This is a genomic window from Pseudomonas sp. SWI7 (genome assembly GCF_006351945.1).
Classification (GTDB): Bacteria; Pseudomonadota; Gammaproteobacteria; order Pseudomonadales; family Pseudomonadaceae; genus Aquipseudomonas; species Aquipseudomonas fulva.
On sequence record NZ_CP040930.1, the window covers coordinates 2,284,919 to 2,306,809 of the forward strand.

Genomic DNA, 21,891 nt, shown 5'->3' on the forward strand with positions numbered 1-21,891 from the left:
CCTTTTACTGGAGCACGGCCAACTGGTAGGCCGTGTACTTGCGAATATTGATCACACCGGTGTCGAAGATCAGGTACTGGCCCTTGATGCCCAGCAGCGTGCCCTCCACGATCGGGGTCTTGTCCAGGTTGAAGCTGACCACCTTGGTGGGGTAAGCCTGGACCGGGTACGTCATGTGCACGACCTCGGCGTCGGTCAGGGGCTGAATCGCCTGCAGGCCGAAGCGCGCCTGCAGCTGGCCAAGCCCTTCGGCACACGCCTCCAGCACCTGATCGCGCAAGGCCGGCAGATCAAGCAGCGCGGCGTCACCCTTGAGCAGGGCGCGCCAATTGGTGCGGTCCGGCACCTGACTGCGCAGCAGGTCTTCAACCAGCCCGGACTGCTGCCGGGTGGCCACCCTGAGGATAGGCAAGGCCTGGCTGGCACCCTGGTCGAGCCAGCGGGTGGGCAACTGGGTGGCGCGGGTGATACCGACCTTGATACCGGAGGAGTTGGCCAGGTAGACCACGTGGTCGGTCATGCAGAACTGCTCGCCCCAGGACGGATCGCGGCAGGTGCCTGCGTCGTAGTGGCAGCGCTCCGGGGCCATGATGCACATGTCGCACTGGGCCAGCTTGGTCATGCAGGGGTAGCAGTAACCCTGGCTGTAGCTGCTCTTGGTGCGCTTGCCGCAGTGGCTGCAGTGGATGGCGCCCAGGTAGTGCAGGCGCAGCGGCTTGCCGATCAGCGGGTTGACTGGCACCAGGGTATCGCCTAGGCGAAAGCTGTATTGCACCACGGGGGCCGCCAGGCTGACGGCCATTTTGCTCAACGAGCCACGAGCGAGTTCGATCAATGTACCGAGTCCGACTTGAACAGGATGTTGGGAACGGGGGCGGACTTGGACGCACATTCCTGCGGGCCCATGTAACCGGTGCGCTGGTCCTCGGGCAGGTTTTTCATCTCCCAGGCGATGACCGCTTGCAGGGACAGCTCTTTCTGCTCGGCAGTCAGCTTGCGGCCGTCCGACCATTTGCCGATTTCCACGGCCAGTTTCAGGCTCTCGTAGATTTCCGGGGTGATGTTTTCGATCATTTGCGCGAAAGTGGACATGTTGTCTCCTGATTCAAGCCGACAGTTTACGCCGGGCGAGCGCCCCACCCAAGAGCCCGGTCAGGCATCCGATGAGCAACCCGCCGACGTGCGCGGCGTTGGCGATCTGGCCCAGGCCCAGGGTGCCGACGACGCCGGTCAGGCACACCACCAGCCAGAGGAGCATCATCACCAGCACGCCCTTGGGCAGGTTGAAGTGCGGGTTTGGCGCCCGCCATTGATACAGCCAGATGTGCCCGAGCAGGCCATAAAGCACGCCTGAAAGCCCACCGAACAGGCCAGGCCCTGTGGTGTAGTGTTGGGCCAGGTTCGATACCAGGCTGAACAGCAGGGTGAGCCCCAGCAACGTCCACGGGCCCTGGCGCAGTTCGATGCGCTTGCCCAGCTCCCAGAACCACAGGCTGTTCATGGCCAGGTGCAGCGCGCCGAAATGCAGCAGCATGGGCGAGACCAGCCGCCACCATTGCCCGTGCGCCAGGCCCTCGGCCAGGGGCGCGAAGTACAGGTAATCGCCCTGCACGTGAAAATCGAGAAACGTGAACCAGCTGATGGTGGTGAAGTTGTCGCCCAAGCCCGTGAGCCCAGCGACCATGAAGGTCAGCAGCAGCGTCAGGGCAGTGACCTTGCAAGCCTTTGCCTGGGCCAGCAGCGACGGCTGTGGCACCTCTTGCACCTGCTGGTCGGGCAACGCGGGGTCAGGCTCGGCCTGCAGGTCGGCGTTGCCATCGGGGTAGCGCTGGTAGAGGTGCAACACCTCGTCGGCCAGGGTTTCAGGCGCCCAGAGTACCTGGTCCTCGCCCTCCTCGCTGACCCGGTGCGGTACCTGCAAGCGTTGCAGCATCTGCACGAAACCGCTGAGGTCCACCGTCAGCGGCAGGCGCATCACTTGGATAATGTTCATTGGCTAGCCTGTGGTCGGTCGACATCCACCCAGACGAACTTGCGGGGGTCGATACGGGTTTCATCGTCCAGCCTGTAGGCGACCAGCTTGCCGTACAACACGGCGCTGTAGTCCAGGCAGGCCAGGTTGCTGCGAATCGGGGCGGGCCGGCCGCTGCGCCAGTAATGGCCAACGAACAGCATGGGCTCGTCCTCGGCGTAGCGCAGCAACGCGCTCTTCTGGCTGTGGCTCAGCGGTGTGTTGGCCACCTCCGCTGGCAGCGCATCGGGCTGGAAGACGATGTCGCCGTAGGTCTGCGGGTCGTCTTCCCAGAACTTGGTGCGGAAGAAGGCGCGGGTCAGGCCATCGCCACCGGTCAGGGTGAGGCCATCGGGCAAGCGCATGTCGGTGCCGCGCAGCAGGCGGTTGCAGACGTTGGCGGCAAAGCTGCCGCTCACCGCCGACGCCTGGACGAAGTGGCGGTCGACGCGCCCGTCGGGGTACTGGCGACGCAGAGGCTCGATCAGGCGTGCATCCCAGCAGGCGTGTACGAGGCGAAAGCGACCGGCATCGATGAACAGGGGTAGCGTCTGGAACCAGTCGAGAAACGCCTGCCAGTCCGCAGGGTGATGGGCGAACTGGGTGAGGGTTTCGTCGATGAGCCTGGCGTGGCGAGGGGTGTGTTCGCGCACGAAGGCCTTGCCACTGCCCGGCAGTGCCGGCGTCACCCACCCTAGGGCGCTGTATTCGTGATTGCCCATGATGCAGTGCGCCTGCCCGGCGGCGACCATGTCGTGAACGATGTGCAGGGCTTCGCGGATACGCGGGCCGCGGTCCACGATATCGCCCAAAAACAGCGCCTGGCGCCGAGGGTGGCGCCAGACGCCGGCAATGCGCTGGTAACCGAGGGCGTCGAGCAAACGCTCGAGGGTCAAGGCACAGCCGTGAACGTCACCGATGATGTCGAAACTGCGCGCCGGATCCAGCATCAGTCGTCCCTGCCCCCCAGGCGGCTGCCCCAGCCAAGCTTCGTGCGGCAGACTTCGTAGTAGTTGTGGTCCAGCGGGTGGATCAGGCGCAGCTTCTGGGGCTTCTTGCTCACCGTGATGGTGTCACCGGGTGCACAGGTGAAGTGGTTCTGACCGTCACACGACACCTGCGGGTAGATCTGCAGGTCCTTGGCCACCACGATCTTCAGCTCGCTGTTGCCATCGACGACGATCGGCCGCCCTGACAAGGTGTGCGGGTACATGGGCACGATGACGATTGCATCGAGCTTGGGGTGCATGATCGGGCCACCTGCGGACAATGCGTAGGCGGTGGAGCCGGTCGGGGTGGCGACGATCAGGCCGTCGGCCTTCTGGCTGCAGACGAACTGGCCGTCGATGTAGATCTCGAATTCGATCATGCGGGTGGACTTGCCGGGGTGCAGGACCACGTCGTTGAGCGCATCGCCCTGGCCAATCGCCTCCTGATGACGGCGCACTTCGGCTTGCAGCAGGAAACGGTTCTCGACCAGATAGTGACCCTCGAGCACCTCGGAGACTTTCTCTTCCAGTTCATCCGGACGGATGTCGGTGAGAAAGCCCAGGTTGCCCCGATTGATGCCCAGTACCGGGATATTGTGACGCGCCAGGGCACGCGCAGCGCCCAGCAGGCTGCCGTCGCCGCCGACCACGATGACCAGGTCACAGACCTCGCCCAGCAGCTTGCGGGTGGAAGTCTGCAGCCCGTGGCCGGGCAGGACTTCACCGATGGTGTCTTCGAGGATCACATGCAAGTGGCGCTCGAGGAGGAATTTTTTCAGTCGGCGGATGGTGTCCAGCACCTGCGAGCTGCCGAGACGACCGATGATACCGATATTGCGAAATTGCTCCATGGGGCTCCTGCAAGGCTCTGCGACGGGTGACGATGCAGCGATTATGGGCGAACCACGAAGCAGCGGCAAACCGGCTATGCTCGCAGGATGATGCCATTTCCTTCGCTCGTGCACCTGCCCCGGCTGTTCCAGCGCCCCGCGGTGCGTGACCTTGCCTGGACCCTGCTCTCGCCGCCGCTGCTGGAGAACGCAGGCTGCCCCCAGCGCCACCCGCTGGCAGGCAGCCTCTGGGTGGAGCGGCCGCAGGCGTTACAGGCCTGGCTGCACGGGCTGGACGCCGATGACACGCCCTTGCAGCACTGGCTCAAGGGCCTTGGCAGCCGCCGCCTCGGGCTGTATTACGAACGCCTGTGGCAGTTTGCCTTGCAACAGGCGCCCGGCGTCGAACTGTTGGCGGCCAACCTGGCTATCCGCGAAGACGGCCGGACCTTGGGCGAGCTGGATGTGGTGCTGCGTGATCGCGATGGGGTGCATCACCTGGAACTGGCCATCAAGCTGTACCTGGGCCCTGAGCGCTTCGGTACCGACCCTGGGGGCTGGCTGGGGCCTGGCTGCCACGATCGCCTGCAAGCCAAGCTGGAACACACCCGCCGCCACCAGTTGCCCATGTCAGCCAGCACCCAGGGCCGTACCGCCCTCGAGCGGCTCGACCTGCCTACGGTGCAGGCCAGCATGTGGATGGGGGGCTACCTGTTCTACCCGACGCTGGCCGCGAGCCAGGCGCCGCAGGGCGTCCACCCCCAGCACTTGCGTGGCCGGTGGTTGCATCGCAAGGACTGGATCAGCGCACCAGACGGGCATTGGCAACCGCTGGCGCGCAGCGCCTGGCTGGCCCCCGCACGGTGTGCGGCCTGCGAGGTCTGGAGCGCTGCTCAGTTCGCCGCGTGGCTGCACCTGCTGGCGCCCGATGCGCCTGCGCAGTTGCTGGTCAACGTGCAACGGCAGCAGGACGGCAGCTGGCAAGAGGTAGAGCGGGTGTTCCTGGTTGCCGATCAGTGGCCAGGCGCGCTGGCTCTCTGACCGCAGATCCTCCCATAGGCGGCAACATATTTTTCACCGACCTGGAGCAATGATGCAGCCCGGGTAACCCGTAAACTGGACCTGAGCGCCACCAAGAGCGCTACCCCACCGACCGATGAGGATCAACCATGGTTTCGAGCACCCCAGCGCCCCATTACGCGCGCGTGTCCATTGTCCTGCACTGGCTGATGCTGGTGCTGCTGGCCGCCGTTTATGCCTGTATCGAGTTTCGCGGGATCTTCCCGCGCGACAGCGCAGAGCGCAACCTGATGAAAGACCTGCATTTCATGTTGGGCCTGAGCGTGTTCGTGCTGGTATGGCTGCGCCTGGCCATGCGCGTACTCCATCGCGCGCCTCCCATCTCACCCAAACCCCCTGCTTGGCAAACCGGCCTGGCCCATCTGGTTCACCTGCTGCTGTACCTGCTGATGATCGGCATGCCGCTGGCCGGCTGGCTGATCCTCAGCGCCGCCGACAAACCGATACCGTTCTATGGCCTTGAGCTGCCGCACCTGATCGGCCCTGACGTAGACCTGGCCAAGTTCATCAAGGGCTGGCATGAGCGTGTGGGTACCTGGGGCTACTGGCTGATCGGCCTGCATGCGCTGGCCGGCCTTTATCATCACTATGTCAAACGCGACAATACGTTGCTGCGCATGCTGCCTTACAAGTAACCCCGACGGCCCTGTAAACCGCCGGTATGGACGAACACCAAGCGAGTGCCGGGCGCGAACAATCCGGCTTCGACCTGAGCATTGAGCGCGAGCAATGCCTTGCCGGTATAGAGCGCCTCGAAAGGGATCCCGGCCTGCTGCTCGCAGTCGGCAATGAAGGCCAGCAGTTGTTCGTCGAACTTGCCGAAGCCGCCCCGGCTGGCACTGTGCAGGCGGTAACCCTGGGTGCCGGCAAGTGCCGCCACGGTCTCGGCCACGCCATAGTGGTCGGGTACGGCCAACGCCCCATGCACGGCATGGGCCCCTGACTCGGCCAGCACCAGGCCTGCAAGCGTGGTGCCGGTGCCCGCGGCCAGCCACCAGGCGTCATAGTCCGGCCAGCCCAGTGTCGCAAGCTGCGCGTGCAAGTGGGTCACGATCGACGCGCACCCCTGGGCGCCGGCCTGCCCGCCTCCGCCTTCGGGGATGCAGTGCCAGCCGGGATAGCGCGCGTGCCAGGGCGTCCAGAACCCCACCTCGTTACGTTGTCGGTAGCCCTCGTAACCCAGCCAGTGCAGTTGCATGCCCATTGCCTGCAAGTCCTGCACGGTGGGTGTTTGGCACGGGTGCCCCCGCAGCAGGCCGGCCGTGGCCAGGCCCAACCGCTTGCCGGCAGCGGCCAGAGCATGAAGGTGGTTGGAATGGTTGCCGCCCAGGCTCACCAGGCCAGGGGCCTTGGCATCGAGCGCCTGCTCAAGGTGATGGCGCAGCTTGAACCACTTGTTGCCACTGATCAGAGGGTCGATCAGGTCAAGGCGCAGGATGGCGGTCTCGACCTGCCCCCTCGCCAGCCAGGGCAATGTCAGGCGTTGCAGAGGGGCCAGGGGGAGTTCGACAGGCATGGGCGCCAGTCTATCAGCACAGCCACTGGTATGGACCGTGAATCAAAGCTGCGCCGCCAACCTCGATCCCTGATCGATCGCCCGCTTGGCATCGAGCTCTGCCGCCACGTCAGCACCGCCGATCAAGTGTACCGACTGCCGCGCAGCCACCAGACCGTCCTGCAATTCGCGCAGCGGGTCCTGGCCTGCGCAGATCACCACGTTGTCCACCGCCAGCACCTGCGGCTCGCCGCCGCCAATGCGCACATGCAGGCCCGCGTCATCAATGGCCAGGTACTCGACGCCATTGAGCATCTTCACCTGCTTGTTCTTCAACCCGGTGCGGTGGATCCAGCCAGTGGTCTTGCCCAAGCCATCCCCTACCTTGGAGGTCTTGCGCTGCATCAAGTACACCTGCCGGGCGGGTGCGTGGGGGTGTGGCGTGATACCGGCCACACCACCGCGCGCTTGGAGGTGGGTATCGATACCCCACTCCTTCCAGAATGCTTCGCGGTCCAGGCTGGTGGATACGCCCTGATGCACCAGGTATTCGGATACATCGAAACCGATGCCCCCGGCGCCGATCACAGCCACTGTCTTGCCCACAGGCTTACGCTCGAGCAGCACATCCAGGTAGCTGAGCACCTTGGGGTGCCCAATCCCCGGGATCGCCGGCGCGCGGGGCAGAATGCCAGTCGCGAGGATGATTTCGTCATAGCCGCCGGCCACCAGCGCTGGCACGTCGACGCGCGTGTTCAAGCGTACGTCAACGCCCGTGGTGCGTAGCTTGTTGCGAAAATACCGCAGGGTCTCGTTGAATTCCTCCTTGCCTGGCACGCGCTTGGCAACATTGAACTGGCCGCCAATTTCGCTGGCCGATTCGAACAAGGTCACCACATGGCCACGTTCAGCGGCCACTGTTGCAGCGGCAAGGCCTGCTGGGCCGGCACCCACGACGGCAATGCGCTTGGCCATGCGCACGGGCAGGTAGTTGAGTTCGGTTTCATGGCAGGCCCGTGGGTTTACCAGGCAGCTGGTCAGCTTGCCGCCGAACGTATGGTCCAGGCACGCTTGGTTGCAGCCGATGCAGGTATTGATTTCATCAGCACGCCCGGCGGCAGCCTTGTTGACGAAGGCAGGATCGGCCAGAAACGGCCGGGCCATGGACACCATGTCCGCATCCCCTTCGGCCAGCACCGCCTCGGCCACTTCTGGGGTATTGATACGGTTGGTGGTGATCAAAGGAATACCCACTACTCCACGCAACTTGGCGGTGACCTTGCTGAAGGCTGCCCGCGGCACCTTGGTGGCGATGGTGGGAATGCGCGCCTCGTGCCAGCCAATACCCGTGTTGATCAACGTGGCCCCCGCCCGCTCGATGGCCTTGGCCAGGGTCTCGATCTCGTCCCAGGAGCTGCCGCCCTCGACCAGGTCGAGCATCGAAAGGCGGAAGATGATGATGAAATTCGGGCCCACCGAGCCGCGCACCCGGCTGACGATTTCCACCGCCAGGCGCATGCGATTTTCGTAGCTGCCACCCCAACGGTCGGTGCGGTGGTTGGTGTGGGCGGCGAGGAACTGGTTGATGAAATAGCCTTCCGAGCCCATGACCTCGACGCCGTCGTAACCTGCCTTTTGCGCAAGCAGCGCGCAGTGGGCGAAGTCGGCAATCTGTTTTTCGATTCCCGCCTCGTCCAGTTCCCGGGGCTTGAACGGGTTGATCGGCGCTTGAATGGCGCTTGGCGCCACTTGACGCGGGCTGTAGGCATAGCGCCCGGCATGCAGGATCTGCAGGCAAATCTTGCCACCTGCGGCGTGCACTGCTTCGGTGACGATGCGGTGCTGCTCGGCTTCGGCATCGGTGCTGAGTTTGGCGGCGCCTGCGTACACACCGCCCTCGTCATTGGGTGCAATGCCGCCTGTGACCATCAGCCCTACGCCGCCCTGCGCCCGTTCGGCAAAATAGGCAGCCATGCGCTCGAACCCGCCAGGACGTTCCTCAAGACCCGTGTGCATGGAGCCCATCAGGGTACGGTTACGCAACGTGGTGAAGCCCAGGTCCAGCGGGGCCAGCAGGTGCGGGTAAGGGGTGTCTGTCATGGTTCGGATTCCCAAGGTGATCACGGTAAACGGGCATCTGGCCTAAAGGCGGCCTTGTCGTTATATGAAGCAGACAGTAAACAGCCGTTTGAACCGGCTCAATGACCGGAACTGACAAGTTATTGATCATCACGAACAGCGCGTCTACCCTAGGGCTCCCTCATGCCCATTGCCTTCTACTGTTTCATGAAAAAACTCCTGACAACTGCCCTGCTGCTGGTGGTGATCGCCGCCTTGTGTGGTTATGCCTTCTGGACCCAACAGCGCCCGCAGGGGCACTACCTGTCCGACCTGCGCATCGAGCTGGCAGTCAACCACGGGCAACCCGGTGAACACGGCAACCTGCTGGGCGTCGAGCCGCTGCTGTACCCAGGGGACTACCAGGACCTGCAACGTCTGCACCGCAAGCTTGCCGCCTACCTCGAGCAGGCGCGCACGCTGGGCCTGATCACGCCTCGCACCGTGGTGGTATTGCCTGAGCACATCGGTACCTGGCTGTGGGCACGCGGCGAGAAGAACGCGTTGTACCAGGTGACCCACCAGCGTGAGGCCCTGCAATGGTTCGAACTGAGCAATCCGCTTCGCTATGGCTGGGCCATGCTCGCGGCCGAGGGCGATGACCGACGGGCCGATGCTCATCTGCGCATGAAGGCCGATCAGATGGCCGCCGATTACCAGCAGGTGTTCGGCGGCTTGGCCAAGGAATTCGGCGTAACCCTGGTAGCCGGCTCGATCGTGCTGCCGCAACCCTACGTCAGCGAGGGTGCATTGCACCCCGGGCGCGGTCCGTTGTTCAACAGCAGCGTGGTGTTCTCCGGCGACGGCACCATCCTGGGCCAACCCCAGCCCCAGCACTATCCGGACAGCGAGAACAGGCGGTTCATACACCCGGGTGTGGACCAGCCTCTGCAGGTGCTGCAGACGCCTGCGGGGCGGCTTGGCGTGTTGGTGGGAAGCGACAGCTGGTATCCGGAGAATCACCACCAGTTGCTGGCCCAGTCGGTCGAACTGGTGGCCATCCCTGCCTTCCTGAGCGGCAGGCACAGCTGGCTGGAGCCCTGGCGGGGAAATCGCCATCAGCCTGTCAGCGCGCGTTTGGCCGTCAAGCGTGGCGAAGTCAGCGAGCAGGACGCCTGGCACCGGCTGACCGCGCCTATCGGTCACCAGGTGAGCAGTGTGAGCGTCTTCATGCGCGGCCAGTTCTGGGAGAACGGCGCCGATGGCCAGGGTTTCGTCTGGCAAGCCGGCGACCTGTTGGCTGGGCCACCCAGCCCAGGTGCCCGCTTGCTGAACATATGGCTCTAGCACCATGAGCCGCCCGCAGGTAAGGCTGGGCGACCTGTCGGTAGGCTTTGTGCAACCCTTGGCGGAGGCGATTCGACGGCTGGGTCACGACCCTGCACCCTTGCTCGAACGCTATGGCCTGGACCCGGCGCGGCTGGCCCAGGCCAATGCGCGCCTGTCGATACCGCGCTACATGCACCTGGGCCACGCCGCCATCGCATTGTGCGCCGAGCCTGCACTGGGTTTGCAGATTGGCCAGTTGAGCCGGCTGGCCCATACCGGGCTGGCCGGGGTCACGGCAGGGCAAGCGCCGACCCTGGGCGAGGCGGCGCGCACCCTGCTACGCTTCGAGCCGCTGTACGCGTCCAACTATCGAGGCCATTGCACTTACTGCGAAGATGGCGAAGGCGCTTGGCTGCGTTTTTACTCCATCAGCCCCTACAACGCCTACAACCGCTTTGTGGTCGACTCGCTGCTCGCCGGCTGGTTGGCCCAGCTGGGCGACCTGGTCGGTACGCCAGTGGTGGCCGAGCGGATGGACATCGAGTTCGCAGCCCCAAGCTACGCCGCCCTCTATCAGCCCCTGTGCAGCGCGCCGGTCCGCTTTGCCGCCGAGTGCAACCAGTTGCGCCTGAGCCGCGCCACGCTGCAATTGCCAAACCCCAGGCATTGCCCCAGCACCTGGCACCAACTGCTGGCCCTGAGCGAGGCGCACATGGATCAGCTGACCCGCGTGCGCAGCCTAGGCGAGCGTATCACCCATTTGCTAGGGCCGCTGCTAAACGGTGGACGTGAACCAGAGCTCGACGAAATTGCCCTGCAGCTCCAACTTCCGCCCTGGACGCTGCGTCGCAGGCTGGCAGAAGAAGGCACGCGTTTTCGTGACCTGTTGAACGGCACCCGACGCGACCTGGCCGAGACCTATATCCGCGACACCCAGTTGAGCTTCGGCGAAATCGCCTACCTGCTGGGGTTCGCTTCGGCAGAGGCTTTCCAGCGCGCGTTCAAGCGCTGGACTGGGCTCACGCCTGGCGGTTACCGCCGCACGCAGCGACGCGGGGACTAAAGTTCGGTAGCGTCTTCGGCCGGTTCAGGCGTGTCCATCTCGTGGGCCTGAAATTCCAGCAGCTCTTCCTGGTAGTCGTCCATCTTCCTGCGTCCTTATCCGAATACGGTTTGCTGAGTTCATCGGCACCCTAGCGCGATGACGTGACAGGAGGGTGACGTGACGATGCTTTTCGCGCAGCGCGCCCTCGCGTGTCAGGATCATGGACCTGTGGACCGGCTCGTTCGTTTAATCCAATTCGCCCCTCACACAGCCGACGCCACCGCGCTCGCAACAAGGGTTCGGTAATCGCCCAGATATTGCCTTGCCCCCTGCGCCCACGGCTCGGCTTGCGGCAAGCTAGCTTCACGTTCATTCCCCATCAAGCGCCAGTCAGTGCTCGGAGCATGGAGCACTGCACAGGTGGCGTTTTTTTCAAAAGCATCGACGGGAGCTACGCCTTGATCGACAAGACCCACGCAACCATTGCCAGCGCCGTGGCGGGCATCACCGATGGCTCGACCCTGCTGATCGGCGGTTTCGGTACGGCCGGCATGCCCTCTGAACTCATCGACGGGTTGATCGCCACCGGTGCACGCGACCTGACCATCATCAGCAACAATGCTGGCAACGGCGACACTGGCCTTGCTGCATTGCTCAAGGCCGAGCGTGTGCGCAAGATCATCTGTTCGTTCCCGCGCCAATCGGACTCGTACGTTTTCGACGCCCTGTACCGGGCTGGCAAGATCGAGCTGGAGGTCGTACCGCAAGGCAACCTGGCCGAGCGCATTCGCGCAGCAGGCTCTGGCATCGGCGCCTTCTTTTCACCTACCGGCTATGGCACCTTGCTCGCCGAAGGCAAGGAAACGCGGGAGATCGACGGCCGCCAGTACGTACTGGAGATGCCGTTGCACGCCGATTTCGCCTTGATCAAGGCTCACAAGGGTGATCGCTGGGGCAACCTGATCTACCGCAAGGCCGCCCGCAACTTCGGGCCGATCATGGCCATGGCTGCCAAGACCGCCATCGTCCAGGTCGACCAGATCGTCGCGCTGGGTGAGCTGGACCCGGAGCATATCGTCACGCCGGGCATCTTCGTGCAACGCGTGGTAGCGGCCCCCGCCGCCGCCCATCAGACCACCCACCCATTCTGAGGCCTGGCCATGACCATCAACCAACGACTCTCGCGTACCGCCATGGCCCAGCGTGTTGCAGCCGACATTGAGGAAGGTGCCTACGTCAACCTGGGCATCGGCGCCCCCACACTGGTCGCCAACTACCTGGGCGACAAGGAAGTGTTCCTGCACAGTGAAAATGGAGTGCTGGGCATGGGACCCAGCCCTGCGCCAGGCGAGGAAGACGACGACTTGATCAATGCTGGCAAGCAGCACGTGACCCTGCTGACCGGTGGTGCCTATTTCCACCACGCCGATTCATTTTCGATGATGCGCGGTGGGCATCTGGACATCGCTGTGCTCGGTGCTTTTCAGGTTTCGGTGAACGGCGACCTGGCTAACTGGCACACCGGCGCCGAGGGGTCGATCCCCGCGGTGGGCGGCGCGATGGACCTGGCCACCGGCGCCCGGCAAGTCTTCGTGATGATGGACCACCTGACCAAAACCGGCGAAAGCAAATTGGTGAGCGAATGCACCTACCCTCTGACGGGCATCGGGTGCGTGAGCCGCATCTACACGGACCTCGCGGTACTGGACGTAACGCCGGCAGGGCTCGAAGTGGTCGAGATTTGCGCGGCCATCACCTTCCAAACGCTGCAGGCGCTCAGTGGCGTACCGCTGATCGACCGGTCTGTCAAACATCGCTAGCGCCTGGCCGATTTGACGCCCGAAGCGTGGCGGCGCCGGCTTTACGGCCTCATGGGGTAGAGGGCTGGCCCTGTGTAGCCGTTTGATCCTGCGGGGCTGGCACGGCCGGCTCAGCCGGCTGCACCTCGATGGGCGCCGCATCGGCCGGGGGCGCAACGGGCTGCGAGCTCAATTCATCCCCACTGTCAGGTGCCTGGAGAGCCTGCTGGCTAGGCGCGACGGCCGCGGGCGATGCACCGTCCTTGGGCGCAGTGTCTGGCCCAGCCGGTGCAGGTGCAGGTGCAGGTGCAGCCTCGACCGGGACTGGCGCTGGGTTTGCCGCAGCCTGCTCCGGCAAGCCCAGTTCCACCGCAGGCTTCTCAGCCTTGGGCGCGGGTTGTTCAGCTTTGGGCTGGCTCAAGGATTGGGCCTTGGGCTTGGTCTTGGGCAGGTAACTTTCCACCAACGCGAAGTAGCGGTCGTAAAACTGCGCGGCGGTGACTGTCTCACTGGCCACTTTCACCATGGAGTCATCGCTCGAGCCAATCGGCATCGACACCGACCCCAGCACCCCTACTCCCAGGCTTGCCGATGTATTGGACTTCTTCAGGGCATAGCGGTCCTGCAGGGCGTTGGCGAACATGGTCGAGTGCTGCTCGTCGCTCGCATCGGGCGCACACGTGACATTGAAGCTGATCTGCAGGTGGTTATCGCTGTTTTGCTGGAAACTCTTGTTGCCGACCACCTGGTTAGGGCCGCTGCTGGTGATGATATAGCCCTGGCTGAGCAGCGCACGGCGTGCGGCTTCGCAGGAGTTGGCATCCCCTACGGGAAAGCTGCGCGAGAACGTGCCTGAGTCGTCGAAGTTCTCATGCTCGTACACCGCAGGTTTCTTGGACGCACAACCGCTCGACACGGCCAACAGGGCGGCCAGCACGAGCGCACCAGAAACGGAAGATCTTGTCATCGAGGGTTCCGGGTATTTCAAGAAGGTGCCTATTGTGCAACACAGCAGCCAGGTACAGGAACCGCTGGTCGGTGAAGTACCCGCAAGGTTTCATGCAGGCGGCAAGGTCAATACGGCAAACGCCAAAAACGCAAAAAGCGACCCGAAGGTCGCTTTCGCGTAGCGCCAAGGTGTTCAAAGGCCCTTGGTGCGAAGATGGCGCAGCGGACGGGACTCGAACCCGCGACCCCCGGCGTGACAGGCCGGTATTCTAACCGACTGAACTACCGCTGCGTATCATTCAGGCTTGCGCCAGATTGAAACTTGGGTCTACCCACCAGACAGCCTGGGGGAAGGCATGAAAAACGGCTCAATGACCATTCGTCATGGTTGCCTCAAGGTGTTCTAGGGACCTTGATGCGAAGATGGCGCAGCGGACGGGACTCGAACCCGCGACCCCCGGCGTGACAGGCCGGTATTCTAACCGACTGAACTACCGCTGCGTATCGTTCAGGCTTGCGCCCGATTGAAACTGGGTCAGCCCAAGGCGCTCGACCTTGTGGCTTCAGACCGGTGACAAGCACCCATCTGTTAATCAAAATGGCGCAGCGGACGGGACTCGAACCCGCGACCCCCGGCGTGACAGGCCGGTATTCTAACCGACTGAACTACCGCTGCGCAGTGCATTCCTCTCTAGCTGTCAGCTTCTTGCAAAGCCTTGAGCGTCAGGAACATCTCAGGAAGTGGTGGGTGATGACGGGATCGAACCGCCGACCCTCTGCTTGTAAGGCAGATGCTCTCCCGGCTGAGCTAATCACCCTCGCGATGTTGCTTGTTGCGTTTGCTTCGCTGAGGCCGCGAAATTTACGCAGGTGACGACGCTAAGTCAATAGCCCTGTTGAGTTTTTTTCCAAGTCGCCGGTACCCAGTGCAAAGCCGAGCACATCCTGATTCAGACCCAAGCCAAGCCTGGACATGAAAAAGGGACCTTGCGGTCCCCTCCTCTGCCTACCTGCCCACAAGGGCCTTCAGGTGTAGATCATCTTGCGGGTCATACCGCCGTCGACCACGAACTCCTGACCGGTCACGAACGCTGCCTGCCGGGACAGCAGCCAGGCGACCATGGCTGCAACGTCCTCGACGGTGCCCACGCGACCGGTGGGGTGCTGGGCGTGGTCGGCATCGCTCAAGGGCTCGGCACGGCGCTGGGAGGGATCTCGGGCATCAATCCACCCCGGGCTCACGGCGTTGACACGAATCTCCGGGCCCAGGCTGATGGCCAGCGCATGGGTCAGTGCCACCAGGCCCCCTTTGCTGGCGGCATAAGCTTCTGTGTCAGGCTCGGACTGCCGCGCCCGCGTGGACGTCAGGTTGACGATGGCGCCATTGTGCGCGCGCAGGTAAGGCGCACAGTGCTTGGCCAGCAGCATCGGGCCATTGAGATTGACTGCCAGCACACGATTCCATTGAGCCAGGCTCAGGCTTTCAAGCGTCTGGCTGTGGGGGTTGGCAATCGCAGCATTGCACACCAGCGCGTCAAGCCTGCCGAATTGCCCGAGCACCTCGGACACCCCGGCACTGACTTGGGACTCGTCTGCTACATCCATGGTGATGAACCAGGCATTGTCCCCCAGTGCCTTGGCCGCTTTCGCCCCCCGCTGGCGGTCGAGGTCACTGAGCACCACCTGCCAACCTTCGCAGATCAGCCAGGCGGCAATACCAAGTCCAATACCGCGCGCGGCACCGGTGACCAAAGCGACCCGGCCGTTATGGCCGGGCGTATTGAGGCCAATTTCGATCACAATGCCGCCAGTCCACGCGCCAGATCAGCCTGTAGATCCGCCACGTCTTCCAAGCCCACAGCCACACGAATCAGGCTGTCGCGGATGCCAGCAGCCGCACGCTCCTGCGGCGTCAAGCGGCCATGGGAGGTGGTGGCCGGGTGAGCGATGGTGGTCTTGCTGTCACCCAGGTTGGTGGTGATCGAGACGACCCGGGTAGCATCGATGAAGCGCCAGGCCCCTTCCTTGCCGCCCTTGACCTCAAAGCTCACTACAGCGCCGAAGCCACTCATCTGGCGCTTGGCCAATTCGTGCTGCGGATGGCTCGGCAGGCCGGCGTAATGCACTTTTTCGATGCCGTCCTGCTGCTCCAGCCACTGCGCCAGTGCCTGAGCACTCTCGCAGTGTGCGCGCATACGCAGGCGCAGCGTCTCCAGGCCCTTGGTGAATACCCAGGCGTTGAAGGGGCTGAGCGTCGGGCCCGCCGTGCGCAGGAAACCGACCACTTCCTTCATCTGTTCGGCGCGGCCCGCCACTGCACCGCCCATGCAACGGCCTTGGCCATCGATGAACTTGGTTGCGGAGTGAAAGACGATGTCGGCACCGAGCTTGAGCGGTTGCTGCAAGGCCGGTGTGCTGAAGCAGTTGTCCACCACCAGCATGGCCCCACGGGCATGGGCGATTTCGCTGAGCGCAGCAATATCGACCAATTCGGCCAGTGGGTTGGAAGGCGACTCGACAATCAGCAGCTTGGTATTGGCCTGGATGGCCTGCTCCCAGCCAGCAAGATCGACCAACGGCACGTAGTCCACCTGCAAGCCGAAGCGCTTGAAGTACTTCTCGAACAGGCTGATGGTCGACCCGAACACGCTCTGAGACACCAGTACATGATCGCCTGCACTGCACAGCGACATGACCACGGCCAGAATCGACGCCATGCCAGTGGAGGTGGCCACGGCCTGCTCGGCACCTTCCATTGCCGCCAGGCGCTCTTCGAATGCCCGTACGGTCGGGTTGGTATAGCGCGAATAGACATTGCCTGGGGTTTCACCGGCAAAGCGCGCAGCCGCATCGGCAGCCGTACGGAATACGTAGCTGGAGGTCAGGAACAGCGCTTCGCTGTGCTCGGCCTCCGGTGAACGGCACTGACCGGCGCGCACTGCCAGGGTGTCGAAGCCGACACCCTCCAGGTCGCTGTCCAGTCGCCCGGCATCCCATTGATCGGTCATGCCATCGCTCCCTGAAATCAGTTGTTGTAGAGGTCGATGATTGCGCTGACTGCCTGGGTCTTGACCTTGGCCAGGTCATTGCGGGCCTGCTCGATACGGTCAAGGTAGGCTTCATCGATATCGCCAGTGACATACTCACCGTTGAATACCGCGCAATCGAAATGCTCGATCTTGATCTTGCCGCCACCGACCGAATCGATCAGGTCAGGCAGGTCCTGATAGACCAGCCAGTCAGCGCCGATCAACTCGGCCACCTGCTCGGTGGTACGGTTGTGGGCGATCAGTTCGTGAGCGCTCGGCATGTCGATGCCGTAGACGTTGGGGTAGCGCACTGCAGGTGCTGCGGAGCAGAAATAGACATTCTTGGCGCCGGCCTCGCGCGCCATCTGGATGATCTGCTTGCAGGTGGTGCCGCGCACGATCGAATCGTCAACCAGCATGACGTTCTTGCCACGGAACTCGAGCTCGATGGCATTGAGTTTCTGGCGCACGGACTTCTTGCGGGCAGCCTGGCCCGGCATGATGAAGGTGCGGCCGATGTAGCGGTTCTTGACGAAGCCTTCGCGGAATTTCACGCCCAGGTGGTTAGCCAACTCAAGCGCGGCAGTGCGGCTGGTGTCCGGGATAGGGATGACCACGTCGATGCCATGATCCGGGCGCTCGCGCTGAATCTTGTCGGCGAGCTTCTCGCCCATGCGCAGACGCGCCTTGTACACCGAGACACCGTCCATGATCGAGTCCGGGCGGGCCAGGTAGACGTGTTCGAAAATGCAGGGTTGCAGTTTCGGGGCCTGGGCACACTGCTTGGTGTACAGCTGGCCTTCTTCGGTGATGTACACCGCTTCACCTGGCGCCAGGTCGCGAATCAGGGTGAACCCGAGCACGTCGAGCGCAACGCTTTCCGACGCGATCATGTACTCCACACCTTCGTCGGTGTGGCGCTGACCGAAGACGACCGGACGGATACCGTTGGGGTCGCGGAAACCGACGATGCCGTAGCCCGTGATCATGGCAACGACGGCGTAACCGCCGACGCAACGGCTGTGCACATGGGAGACCGCGGCGAACACGTCCTCCTCGGTAGGCTGCAGCTTGCCGCGCACGGCCAGCTCATGGGCGAATACGTTGAGCAGCACTTCGGAATCGGAGTTGGTGTTGACGTGACGCAGGTCCGACTCGTAGATCTCCTTGGCCAACTGCTCGACGTTGGTGAGGTTGCCGTTGTGAGCCAGGGTGATGCCGTATGGCGAGTTGACGTAGAACGGCTGGGCCTCGGCGGAGGTCGAGCTGCCGGCTGTCGGGTAGCGCACATGGCCGATGCCGATGCTCCCCACCAGGCGTTGCATGTGGCGCTGCTGGAACACATCTCGCACCAGGCCATTATCCTTGCGCAGGAACAACCGGCCGTCATGGCTGGTCACGATACCGGCAGCGTCCTGGCCGCGGTGCTGGAGGACCGTAAGCGCGTCATACAGCGCCTGATTGACGTTCGACTTACCGACGATACCGACGATGCCACACATGCGACGCAACCCCTACTTTGATGAAACTTGAGTGAATAGCGCTCAAGGCCGGGTCGGCCCGAGCAGCTGCTCCTTGAACGGAAGATCGGCCGGTGTGCTGATCGCTCCGTTGGACATCCATTGGCTGGTGAAGCCCACGACCAGGTTTTTGGACCAGTCGGCTACCAGTAGAAACCGTGGGATCAGGCGAGACTCCTGCCACCACGCGTCTTGTTGAACCGGCCCCAGGCTCAGCAGCCCGAGTGCCACGACCACCAGCAGGCCGCCCCTGGCGGCGCCGAAGACCATGCCCAGAAAACGATCGGTGCCCGATAGGCCGGTAACACGGATCAGTTCGCCGATGAGAAAGTTGAGCATCGCCCCCACCAGCAAGGTGGCGACGAACAAGATACCGCAGCCGGCGATCACACGCATGGAGGGCGTCTGAATATAGCTCTCCAGGTACACCGAGAGCGAGCCACCGAACATCCACGCCACCGCACCGGCAATGATCCAGATGAGCAAGGACAGGGCTTCCTTGACGAAGCCGCGTTTGAGACTGATCAGTGTGGAGATGGCGATGATCGCGATGATCGCCCAATCAACCAGGGTAAATGCCACGGTGCTGCCTGCAGATCGTTGAGGCGGCGGATTTTACCAGAGCGACGAGGGCTTGGGTAAGCGGAATGTCAGTGGATCGCCCAGCCAGGACAGCAAGCCTGCTGGGCACCGCCAATATGCTCGCTGACTAGGACGGGACGGCAATGCCGCCCTCTCCTTCAGCTGCGTTCCGGCTGGAAGCGCACGACGAAGCCTTTGAGGCTGTTTTGGCGGTTGATGGCATCGCGGGTACGCTCGGCGTCGGCACGCTCGATCAGCGGGCCGACATACACCCGATTCATGCCACCGGCTGCGCGGATATAGGCGTTGTAGCCCTGGCTACGCAGGGTCTGCTGCAGCTTCTCGGCGCCTGCCCGGTTGGACAGGCTCGCCAATTGAATCGACCAACTGACCGGCAGGCCGTTGGCGTCCAGTTTGGACGGCGCGCCGGCCTTGGTCGACGTTGCTGCTGGCGCAGAAGCGGCCGGCGCCTTGGGCTCTACCTTGGCCACGGCCGGCGGAGCAGGTTGGGCCTGCTGGGCCTGCGGCGACGGCGTGATGGGCTGGCTGGGCGCACGCGCTGGCGCGGACGACTCGTCTACCACCACCGGCGCCGGATCCGCTTGCTCTGGCAAGGCCTGGGGTTCGGGCACGGCAACAGGGTCGACCTTTACCTCAGGCACCGACGGTGCAACAGGCGCCTGAGGGGCATCGACGTGCACCTCACGCATTTCATCCTGCCGCGAAAACAGCATTGGCAGGAAAATCACCGCCAGCGCGACCAGCACCAGCGCACCGATCATGCGCTGCTTCATTCCTTTATCCAGCACTGCCATCTATCCCACCCTCCTGGGGATGCCGCTGCAACCATTCCAGCGCCTGAGCGACACAGAAAAACGAACCGAACAGCAGGATCTGATCATCTGCCGTGGCGTTCGCGCACTGCCCCTCCAGGGCAGCGTCGACGCTGGCATAAGACTTCACCGTGGCGCCGAGGTTCGTCAGGGCCTGTGCCAATTCAGCAGCAGGCCGACTACGCGGGGTGGCAAGCGGTGTGACGGCCCACTCATCGACCAGGGCCTGCAAGGGCGCGATCACACCCTCGAGGTCCTTGTCGCACAGCAAGCCGAACACGGCCAGACGCCGGCCAGCCAGTGGCCTGGATGCCAGACGCCGGGCCAGGTACTGAGCTGCATGTGGGTTGTGCCCGACATCCAGCAGCAGCTCGACCGCAGCGCCACGCCAGTGGATCACGCGCCGATCGAGGCGACCCGTGATGCGCGTATCGACCAGTGCCTGGCGCAGCTGCGCAGGACGCCAGGGCAAGCCGCTCAGCAGGTAGGCCTGCAGGGCCAAGGCGGCGTTTTCCATGGGCAGATCCAGCACGGGCAGGTCCATCAAGACGACTTTTTCACCTTCGCCGGATGTGCCGTGCCAGCTCCAGCCATGCTCGGCCACCTGAAGGTCGAAGTCGCGGCCCCGCAACCGCAGCGGAGCTGCCAGTTCGCTGGCCTTGTCGAGCAACGGCTGGGGCGGATCGAGGTCTCCACAGAGCGCGGGCTTGCCGGCACGGAAGATACCTGCCTTCTCGAAAGCCACCTGCTCGCGGGTATCGCCCAGGTAATCGATGTGATCGACCCCGATGCTGGTCACGAGCGCGATGTCGGCGTCCACGACATTCACCGTGTCCAGCCGCCCACCCAGCCCGACTTCCAGCACCACCGCATCGAGCTGCGAACGCTCGAACAGCCAGAACGCCGCCAGGGTACCCATCTCGAAATAGGTCAGGGAGATTTCGCCGCGCGCCGCCTCGACCGCTGCGAACGCCTCGCACAACTGCGCATCGCTGGCTTCAACGCCGTCGATGAGCACGCGCTCGTTGTAGCGCAGCAGGTGCGGCGAACTGTACACGCCGACCCTCAGCCCCTGTGTGCGCAGCAGCGAAGCGAGGAACGCGCAAGTCGAACCCTTGCCGTTGGTGCCCGTTACTGTCACCACACGCGGGGCAAGCTTGCCCAGTGCCAGGCGCGCCAGCACCGCTTGCGAACGCTCCAGCCCCATGTCGATGGCAGAGGGGTGCAGCTGCTCGAGATAGGCGAGCCACTCGCCAAGGGTCCGTTGGGTCATCACGCGACAGCAGCCGCCTCGAGGGCCTCGACCGGGGTCTGCTGGCCGGTCATCTGGGCCAGCAGGCGCGCCAGCCGTGGACGCAGGTCGCCCCGGGAGATGATCAGGTCGATGGCACCGTGCTCCAGCAAGAATTCGCTACGCTGGAAGCCTTCAGGCAACTTCTCGCGTACGGTCTGCTCGATGACGCGTGGGCCGGCAAAGCCGATCAGGGCCTTGGGCTCGCCAACGATGACGTCGCCCAGCATCGCCAGGCTGGCGGACACGCCGCCGTAGACGGGGTCGGTCAGTACCGAGATGAACGGGATGCCTTCTTCACGCAGACGCGCCAGCACCGCAGAGGTCTTGGCCATCTGCATCAGCGAGATCAGCGCTTCCTGCATGCGGGCACCCCCGGAAGCCGAGAAACACACCATCGGGCAGCGATGTTCCAGGGCATAGTTGGCTGCGCGCACGAAACGCTCGCCGACGATGGCACCCATGGAGCCGCCCATGAAGGAAAATTCAAACGCGCTGACCACGATCGGCATGCCCATCAGGGTGCCGCTCATGGAGATCAGGGCGTCTTTTTCACCGGTCTGCTTCTGCGCGCCGGTCAGACGGTCCTTGTACTTCTTGCCGTCGCGGAACTTCAGCCGGTCGACCGGCTCAAGGTCGGCGCCCAGCTCGGCACGGCCCTCGGCATCCAGGAAGATATCGATGCGTGCACGTGCGCCGATGCGCATGTGGTGGTTGCACTTGGGGCATACGTCCAGGGTCTTTTCCAGCTCCGGACGGTACAGCACGGCCTCACAGGACGGGCATTTGTGCCACAGGCCTTCAGGTACCGAGCTCTTCTTCACCTCGGAACGCATGATGGAAGGGATCAGTTTGTCGACTAACCAGTTGCTCATGCTTTCTTTCTCCAGTATCGGCGGGAGGGGACCAGCGTAGCCGGCCTGCCCTGCCCTTTTGAGCTCAAATGCTTATGAAACGTAGGTGATGCGGCAACCCGGGTTCGTCACCCCTGCCGCACCACCCTGAACAATTCGGTTGACCGCCCCACGCAGGGCCGGCTGGCCCATGGGGCT

General features: G+C 63.5%; 21 protein-coding genes and 4 tRNA genes. 6 read left to right on the forward strand and 19 right to left on the reverse strand.

Annotated features, from left to right (window positions below):
* Nucleotides 1-4: 4 nt before the first annotated feature.
* From FH041_RS10460 to FH041_RS10480, 5 genes are read right to left on the reverse strand one after another with little or no spacing between them, the layout of a single operon-like run.
* The gene (locus tag FH041_RS10460; protein WP_027916512.1) at nucleotides 5-835 is read right to left on the reverse strand and encodes a DUF2797 domain-containing protein; all 831 of its coding nucleotides are present in this window, start codon (nucleotides 833-835) and stop codon (nucleotides 5-7) included.
* Nucleotides 832-1,092, reverse strand: a complete 261-nt coding sequence (locus FH041_RS10465) for a YeaC family protein (protein ID WP_023533690.1) — start codon at nucleotides 1,090-1,092, stop codon at nucleotides 832-834. The genes FH041_RS10460 and FH041_RS10465 overlap by 4 nt, the downstream gene beginning before the upstream one ends.
* A gap of 13 nt (nucleotides 1,093-1,105) precedes the next feature.
* Nucleotides 1,106-1,993, reverse strand: coding sequence for a rhomboid family intramembrane serine protease (locus FH041_RS10470; RefSeq protein ID WP_027916511.1), 888 nt, complete (start codon nucleotides 1,991-1,993; stop codon nucleotides 1,106-1,108).
* Entirely contained in the window at nucleotides 1,990-2,961 is a 972-nt protein-coding gene (locus FH041_RS10475) for a metallophosphoesterase (protein ID WP_027916510.1), read from the reverse strand. Before FH041_RS10475 ends, FH041_RS10470 begins: the two co-directional genes overlap by 4 nt.
* Nucleotides 2,961-3,851, reverse strand: a complete 891-nt coding sequence (locus FH041_RS10480) for an NAD(+) kinase (protein ID WP_027916509.1) — start codon at nucleotides 3,849-3,851, stop codon at nucleotides 2,961-2,963. The genes FH041_RS10475 and FH041_RS10480 overlap by 1 nt, the downstream gene beginning before the upstream one ends.
* An 87-nt stretch (nucleotides 3,852-3,938) precedes the next feature.
* On the opposite strand from FH041_RS10480, the gene FH041_RS10485 reads away from it, so the two are divergent.
* A complete protein-coding gene (locus FH041_RS10485; protein WP_236165962.1) occupies nucleotides 3,939-4,871 on the forward strand; it encodes a DUF1853 family protein in 933 nt (310 codons plus the stop codon).
* A 128-nt stretch (nucleotides 4,872-4,999) separates the two neighbouring features.
* Nucleotides 5,000-5,545, forward strand: coding sequence for a cytochrome b (locus FH041_RS10490; protein ID WP_027916507.1), 546 nt, complete (start codon nucleotides 5,000-5,002; stop codon nucleotides 5,543-5,545).
* Here FH041_RS10490 and FH041_RS10495 read toward each other — a convergent pair.
* Together FH041_RS10495 and FH041_RS10500 are read right to left on the reverse strand one after the other, a co-directional pair.
* Entirely contained in the window at nucleotides 5,536-6,426 is an 891-nt protein-coding gene (locus tag FH041_RS10495) for a 1-aminocyclopropane-1-carboxylate deaminase/D-cysteine desulfhydrase (protein ID WP_140174554.1), read from the reverse strand. The two genes, FH041_RS10490 and FH041_RS10495, sit on opposite strands and share 10 nt — an antisense overlap.
* A gap of 42 nt (nucleotides 6,427-6,468) precedes the next feature.
* Nucleotides 6,469-8,505, reverse strand: a complete 2,037-nt coding sequence (locus FH041_RS10500; RefSeq protein WP_140174556.1) for an NADPH-dependent 2,4-dienoyl-CoA reductase — start codon at nucleotides 8,503-8,505, stop codon at nucleotides 6,469-6,471.
* A 186-nt stretch (nucleotides 8,506-8,691) separates the two neighbouring features.
* Between FH041_RS10500 and FH041_RS10505 the strand changes: the two genes are divergently transcribed.
* From FH041_RS10505 to FH041_RS10520, 4 genes are all read left to right on the forward strand, one after another.
* Nucleotides 8,692-9,810 (forward strand): nitrilase-related carbon-nitrogen hydrolase, encoded by a 1,119-nt coding sequence (locus tag FH041_RS10505; RefSeq protein ID WP_059184105.1) that lies wholly within the window; start codon nucleotides 8,692-8,694, stop codon nucleotides 9,808-9,810.
* 4 nt (nucleotides 9,811-9,814) lie between these two features.
* Nucleotides 9,815-10,855, forward strand: coding sequence for an AraC family transcriptional regulator (locus tag FH041_RS10510; protein ID WP_088523040.1), 1,041 nt, complete (start codon nucleotides 9,815-9,817; stop codon nucleotides 10,853-10,855).
* 440 nt (nucleotides 10,856-11,295) lie between these two features.
* Nucleotides 11,296-11,988, forward strand: a complete 693-nt coding sequence (locus FH041_RS10515) for a 3-oxoacid CoA-transferase subunit A (RefSeq protein ID WP_028688139.1) — start codon at nucleotides 11,296-11,298, stop codon at nucleotides 11,986-11,988.
* Nucleotides 11,989-11,997: 9 nt separating this feature from the next.
* The gene (locus FH041_RS10520; protein WP_028688138.1) at nucleotides 11,998-12,657 is read left to right on the forward strand and encodes a 3-oxoacid CoA-transferase subunit B; all 660 of its coding nucleotides are present in this window, start codon (nucleotides 11,998-12,000) and stop codon (nucleotides 12,655-12,657) included.
* Between the two features lie 49 nt (nucleotides 12,658-12,706).
* Here FH041_RS10520 and FH041_RS10525 read toward each other — a convergent pair whose 3' ends face one another.
* From FH041_RS10525 to accD, 12 genes are all read right to left on the reverse strand, one after another.
* On the reverse strand, nucleotides 12,707-13,603 hold the full coding sequence (locus tag FH041_RS10525) for a DUF2242 domain-containing protein (RefSeq protein ID WP_140174558.1): 897 nt from the start codon (nucleotides 13,601-13,603) through the stop codon (nucleotides 12,707-12,709).
* A 196-nt stretch (nucleotides 13,604-13,799) separates the two neighbouring features.
* Nucleotides 13,800-13,876: transfer RNA gene (locus FH041_RS10530), tRNA-Asp, on the reverse strand.
* A 132-nt stretch (nucleotides 13,877-14,008) separates the two neighbouring features.
* Nucleotides 14,009-14,085: transfer RNA gene (locus FH041_RS10535), tRNA-Asp, on the reverse strand.
* 98 nt (nucleotides 14,086-14,183) lie between these two features.
* Nucleotides 14,184-14,260: transfer RNA gene (locus FH041_RS10540), tRNA-Asp, on the reverse strand.
* A 66-nt stretch (nucleotides 14,261-14,326) separates the two neighbouring features.
* A tRNA-Val gene (locus FH041_RS10545) sits at nucleotides 14,327-14,402 on the reverse strand.
* 208 nt (nucleotides 14,403-14,610) lie between these two features.
* Nucleotides 14,611-15,384, reverse strand: a complete 774-nt coding sequence (locus FH041_RS10550) for an SDR family oxidoreductase (RefSeq protein ID WP_027916500.1) — start codon at nucleotides 15,382-15,384, stop codon at nucleotides 14,611-14,613.
* On the reverse strand, nucleotides 15,381-16,592 hold the full coding sequence (locus FH041_RS10555; protein ID WP_027916499.1) for an O-succinylhomoserine sulfhydrylase: 1,212 nt from the start codon (nucleotides 16,590-16,592) through the stop codon (nucleotides 15,381-15,383). The genes FH041_RS10550 and FH041_RS10555 overlap by 4 nt, the downstream gene beginning before the upstream one ends.
* A 17-nt stretch (nucleotides 16,593-16,609) precedes the next feature.
* Complete coding sequence (gene purF, locus FH041_RS10560) at nucleotides 16,610-18,115, reverse strand: amidophosphoribosyltransferase (protein WP_023535974.1); 1,506 nt, start codon at nucleotides 18,113-18,115, stop codon at nucleotides 16,610-16,612.
* Between the two features lie 42 nt (nucleotides 18,116-18,157).
* Complete coding sequence (locus FH041_RS10565; protein WP_027916498.1) at nucleotides 18,158-18,715, reverse strand: CvpA family protein; 558 nt, start codon at nucleotides 18,713-18,715, stop codon at nucleotides 18,158-18,160.
* A gap of 158 nt (nucleotides 18,716-18,873) precedes the next feature.
* On the reverse strand, nucleotides 18,874-19,530 hold the full coding sequence (locus FH041_RS10570; protein ID WP_028688136.1) for an SPOR domain-containing protein: 657 nt from the start codon (nucleotides 19,528-19,530) through the stop codon (nucleotides 18,874-18,876).
* Nucleotides 19,514-20,821, reverse strand: a complete 1,308-nt coding sequence (gene folC, locus FH041_RS10575) for a bifunctional tetrahydrofolate synthase/dihydrofolate synthase (protein ID WP_132578961.1) — start codon at nucleotides 20,819-20,821, stop codon at nucleotides 19,514-19,516. Before folC ends, FH041_RS10570 begins: the two co-directional genes overlap by 17 nt.
* On the reverse strand, nucleotides 20,821-21,714 hold the full coding sequence (gene accD / locus FH041_RS10580; protein ID WP_023535975.1) for an acetyl-CoA carboxylase, carboxyltransferase subunit beta: 894 nt from the start codon (nucleotides 21,712-21,714) through the stop codon (nucleotides 20,821-20,823). The genes folC and accD overlap by 1 nt, the downstream gene beginning before the upstream one ends.
* Between the last annotated feature and the right edge of the window lie 177 nt (nucleotides 21,715-21,891).

Coding starts and splice junctions, on each gene's coding strand:
- FH041_RS10465 (WP_023533690.1), bottom strand. CDS start 1,092: ATGTCCACTTTCGCGCAAATGATCGAAAACATCACCCCGGAAATCTAC.
- FH041_RS10470 (WP_027916511.1), bottom strand. CDS start 1,993: ATGAACATTATCCAAGTGATGCGCCTGCCGCTGACGGTGGACCTCAGC.
- FH041_RS10475 (WP_027916510.1), bottom strand. CDS start 2,961: ATGCTGGATCCGGCGCGCAGTTTCGACATCATCGGTGACGTTCACGGC.
- FH041_RS10480 (WP_027916509.1), bottom strand. CDS start 3,851: ATGGAGCAATTTCGCAATATCGGTATCATCGGTCGTCTCGGCAGCTCG.
- FH041_RS10485 (WP_236165962.1), top strand. CDS start 3,939: ATGATGCCATTTCCTTCGCTCGTGCACCTGCCCCGGCTGTTCCAGCGC.
- FH041_RS10490 (WP_027916507.1), top strand. CDS start 5,000: ATGGTTTCGAGCACCCCAGCGCCCCATTACGCGCGCGTGTCCATTGTC.
- FH041_RS10495 (WP_140174554.1), bottom strand. CDS start 6,426: ATGCCTGTCGAACTCCCCCTGGCCCCTCTGCAACGCCTGACATTGCCC.
- FH041_RS10500 (WP_140174556.1), bottom strand. CDS start 8,505: ATGACAGACACCCCTTACCCGCACCTGCTGGCCCCGCTGGACCTGGGC.
- FH041_RS10505 (WP_059184105.1), top strand. CDS start 8,692: ATGAAAAAACTCCTGACAACTGCCCTGCTGCTGGTGGTGATCGCCGCC.
- FH041_RS10510 (WP_088523040.1), top strand. CDS start 9,815: ATGAGCCGCCCGCAGGTAAGGCTGGGCGACCTGTCGGTAGGCTTTGTG.
- FH041_RS10520 (WP_028688138.1), top strand. CDS start 11,998: ATGACCATCAACCAACGACTCTCGCGTACCGCCATGGCCCAGCGTGTT.
- FH041_RS10525 (WP_140174558.1), bottom strand. CDS start 13,603: ATGACAAGATCTTCCGTTTCTGGTGCGCTCGTGCTGGCCGCCCTGTTG.
- FH041_RS10555 (WP_027916499.1), bottom strand. CDS start 16,592: ATGACCGATCAATGGGATGCCGGGCGACTGGACAGCGACCTGGAGGGT.
- purF (WP_023535974.1), bottom strand. CDS start 18,115: ATGTGTGGCATCGTCGGTATCGTCGGTAAGTCGAACGTCAATCAGGCG.
- FH041_RS10570 (WP_028688136.1), bottom strand. CDS start 19,530: ATGGCAGTGCTGGATAAAGGAATGAAGCAGCGCATGATCGGTGCGCTG.
- folC (WP_132578961.1), bottom strand. CDS start 20,821: ATGACCCAACGGACCCTTGGCGAGTGGCTCGCCTATCTCGAGCAGCTG.
- accD (WP_023535975.1), bottom strand. CDS start 21,714: ATGAGCAACTGGTTAGTCGACAAACTGATCCCTTCCATCATGCGTTCC.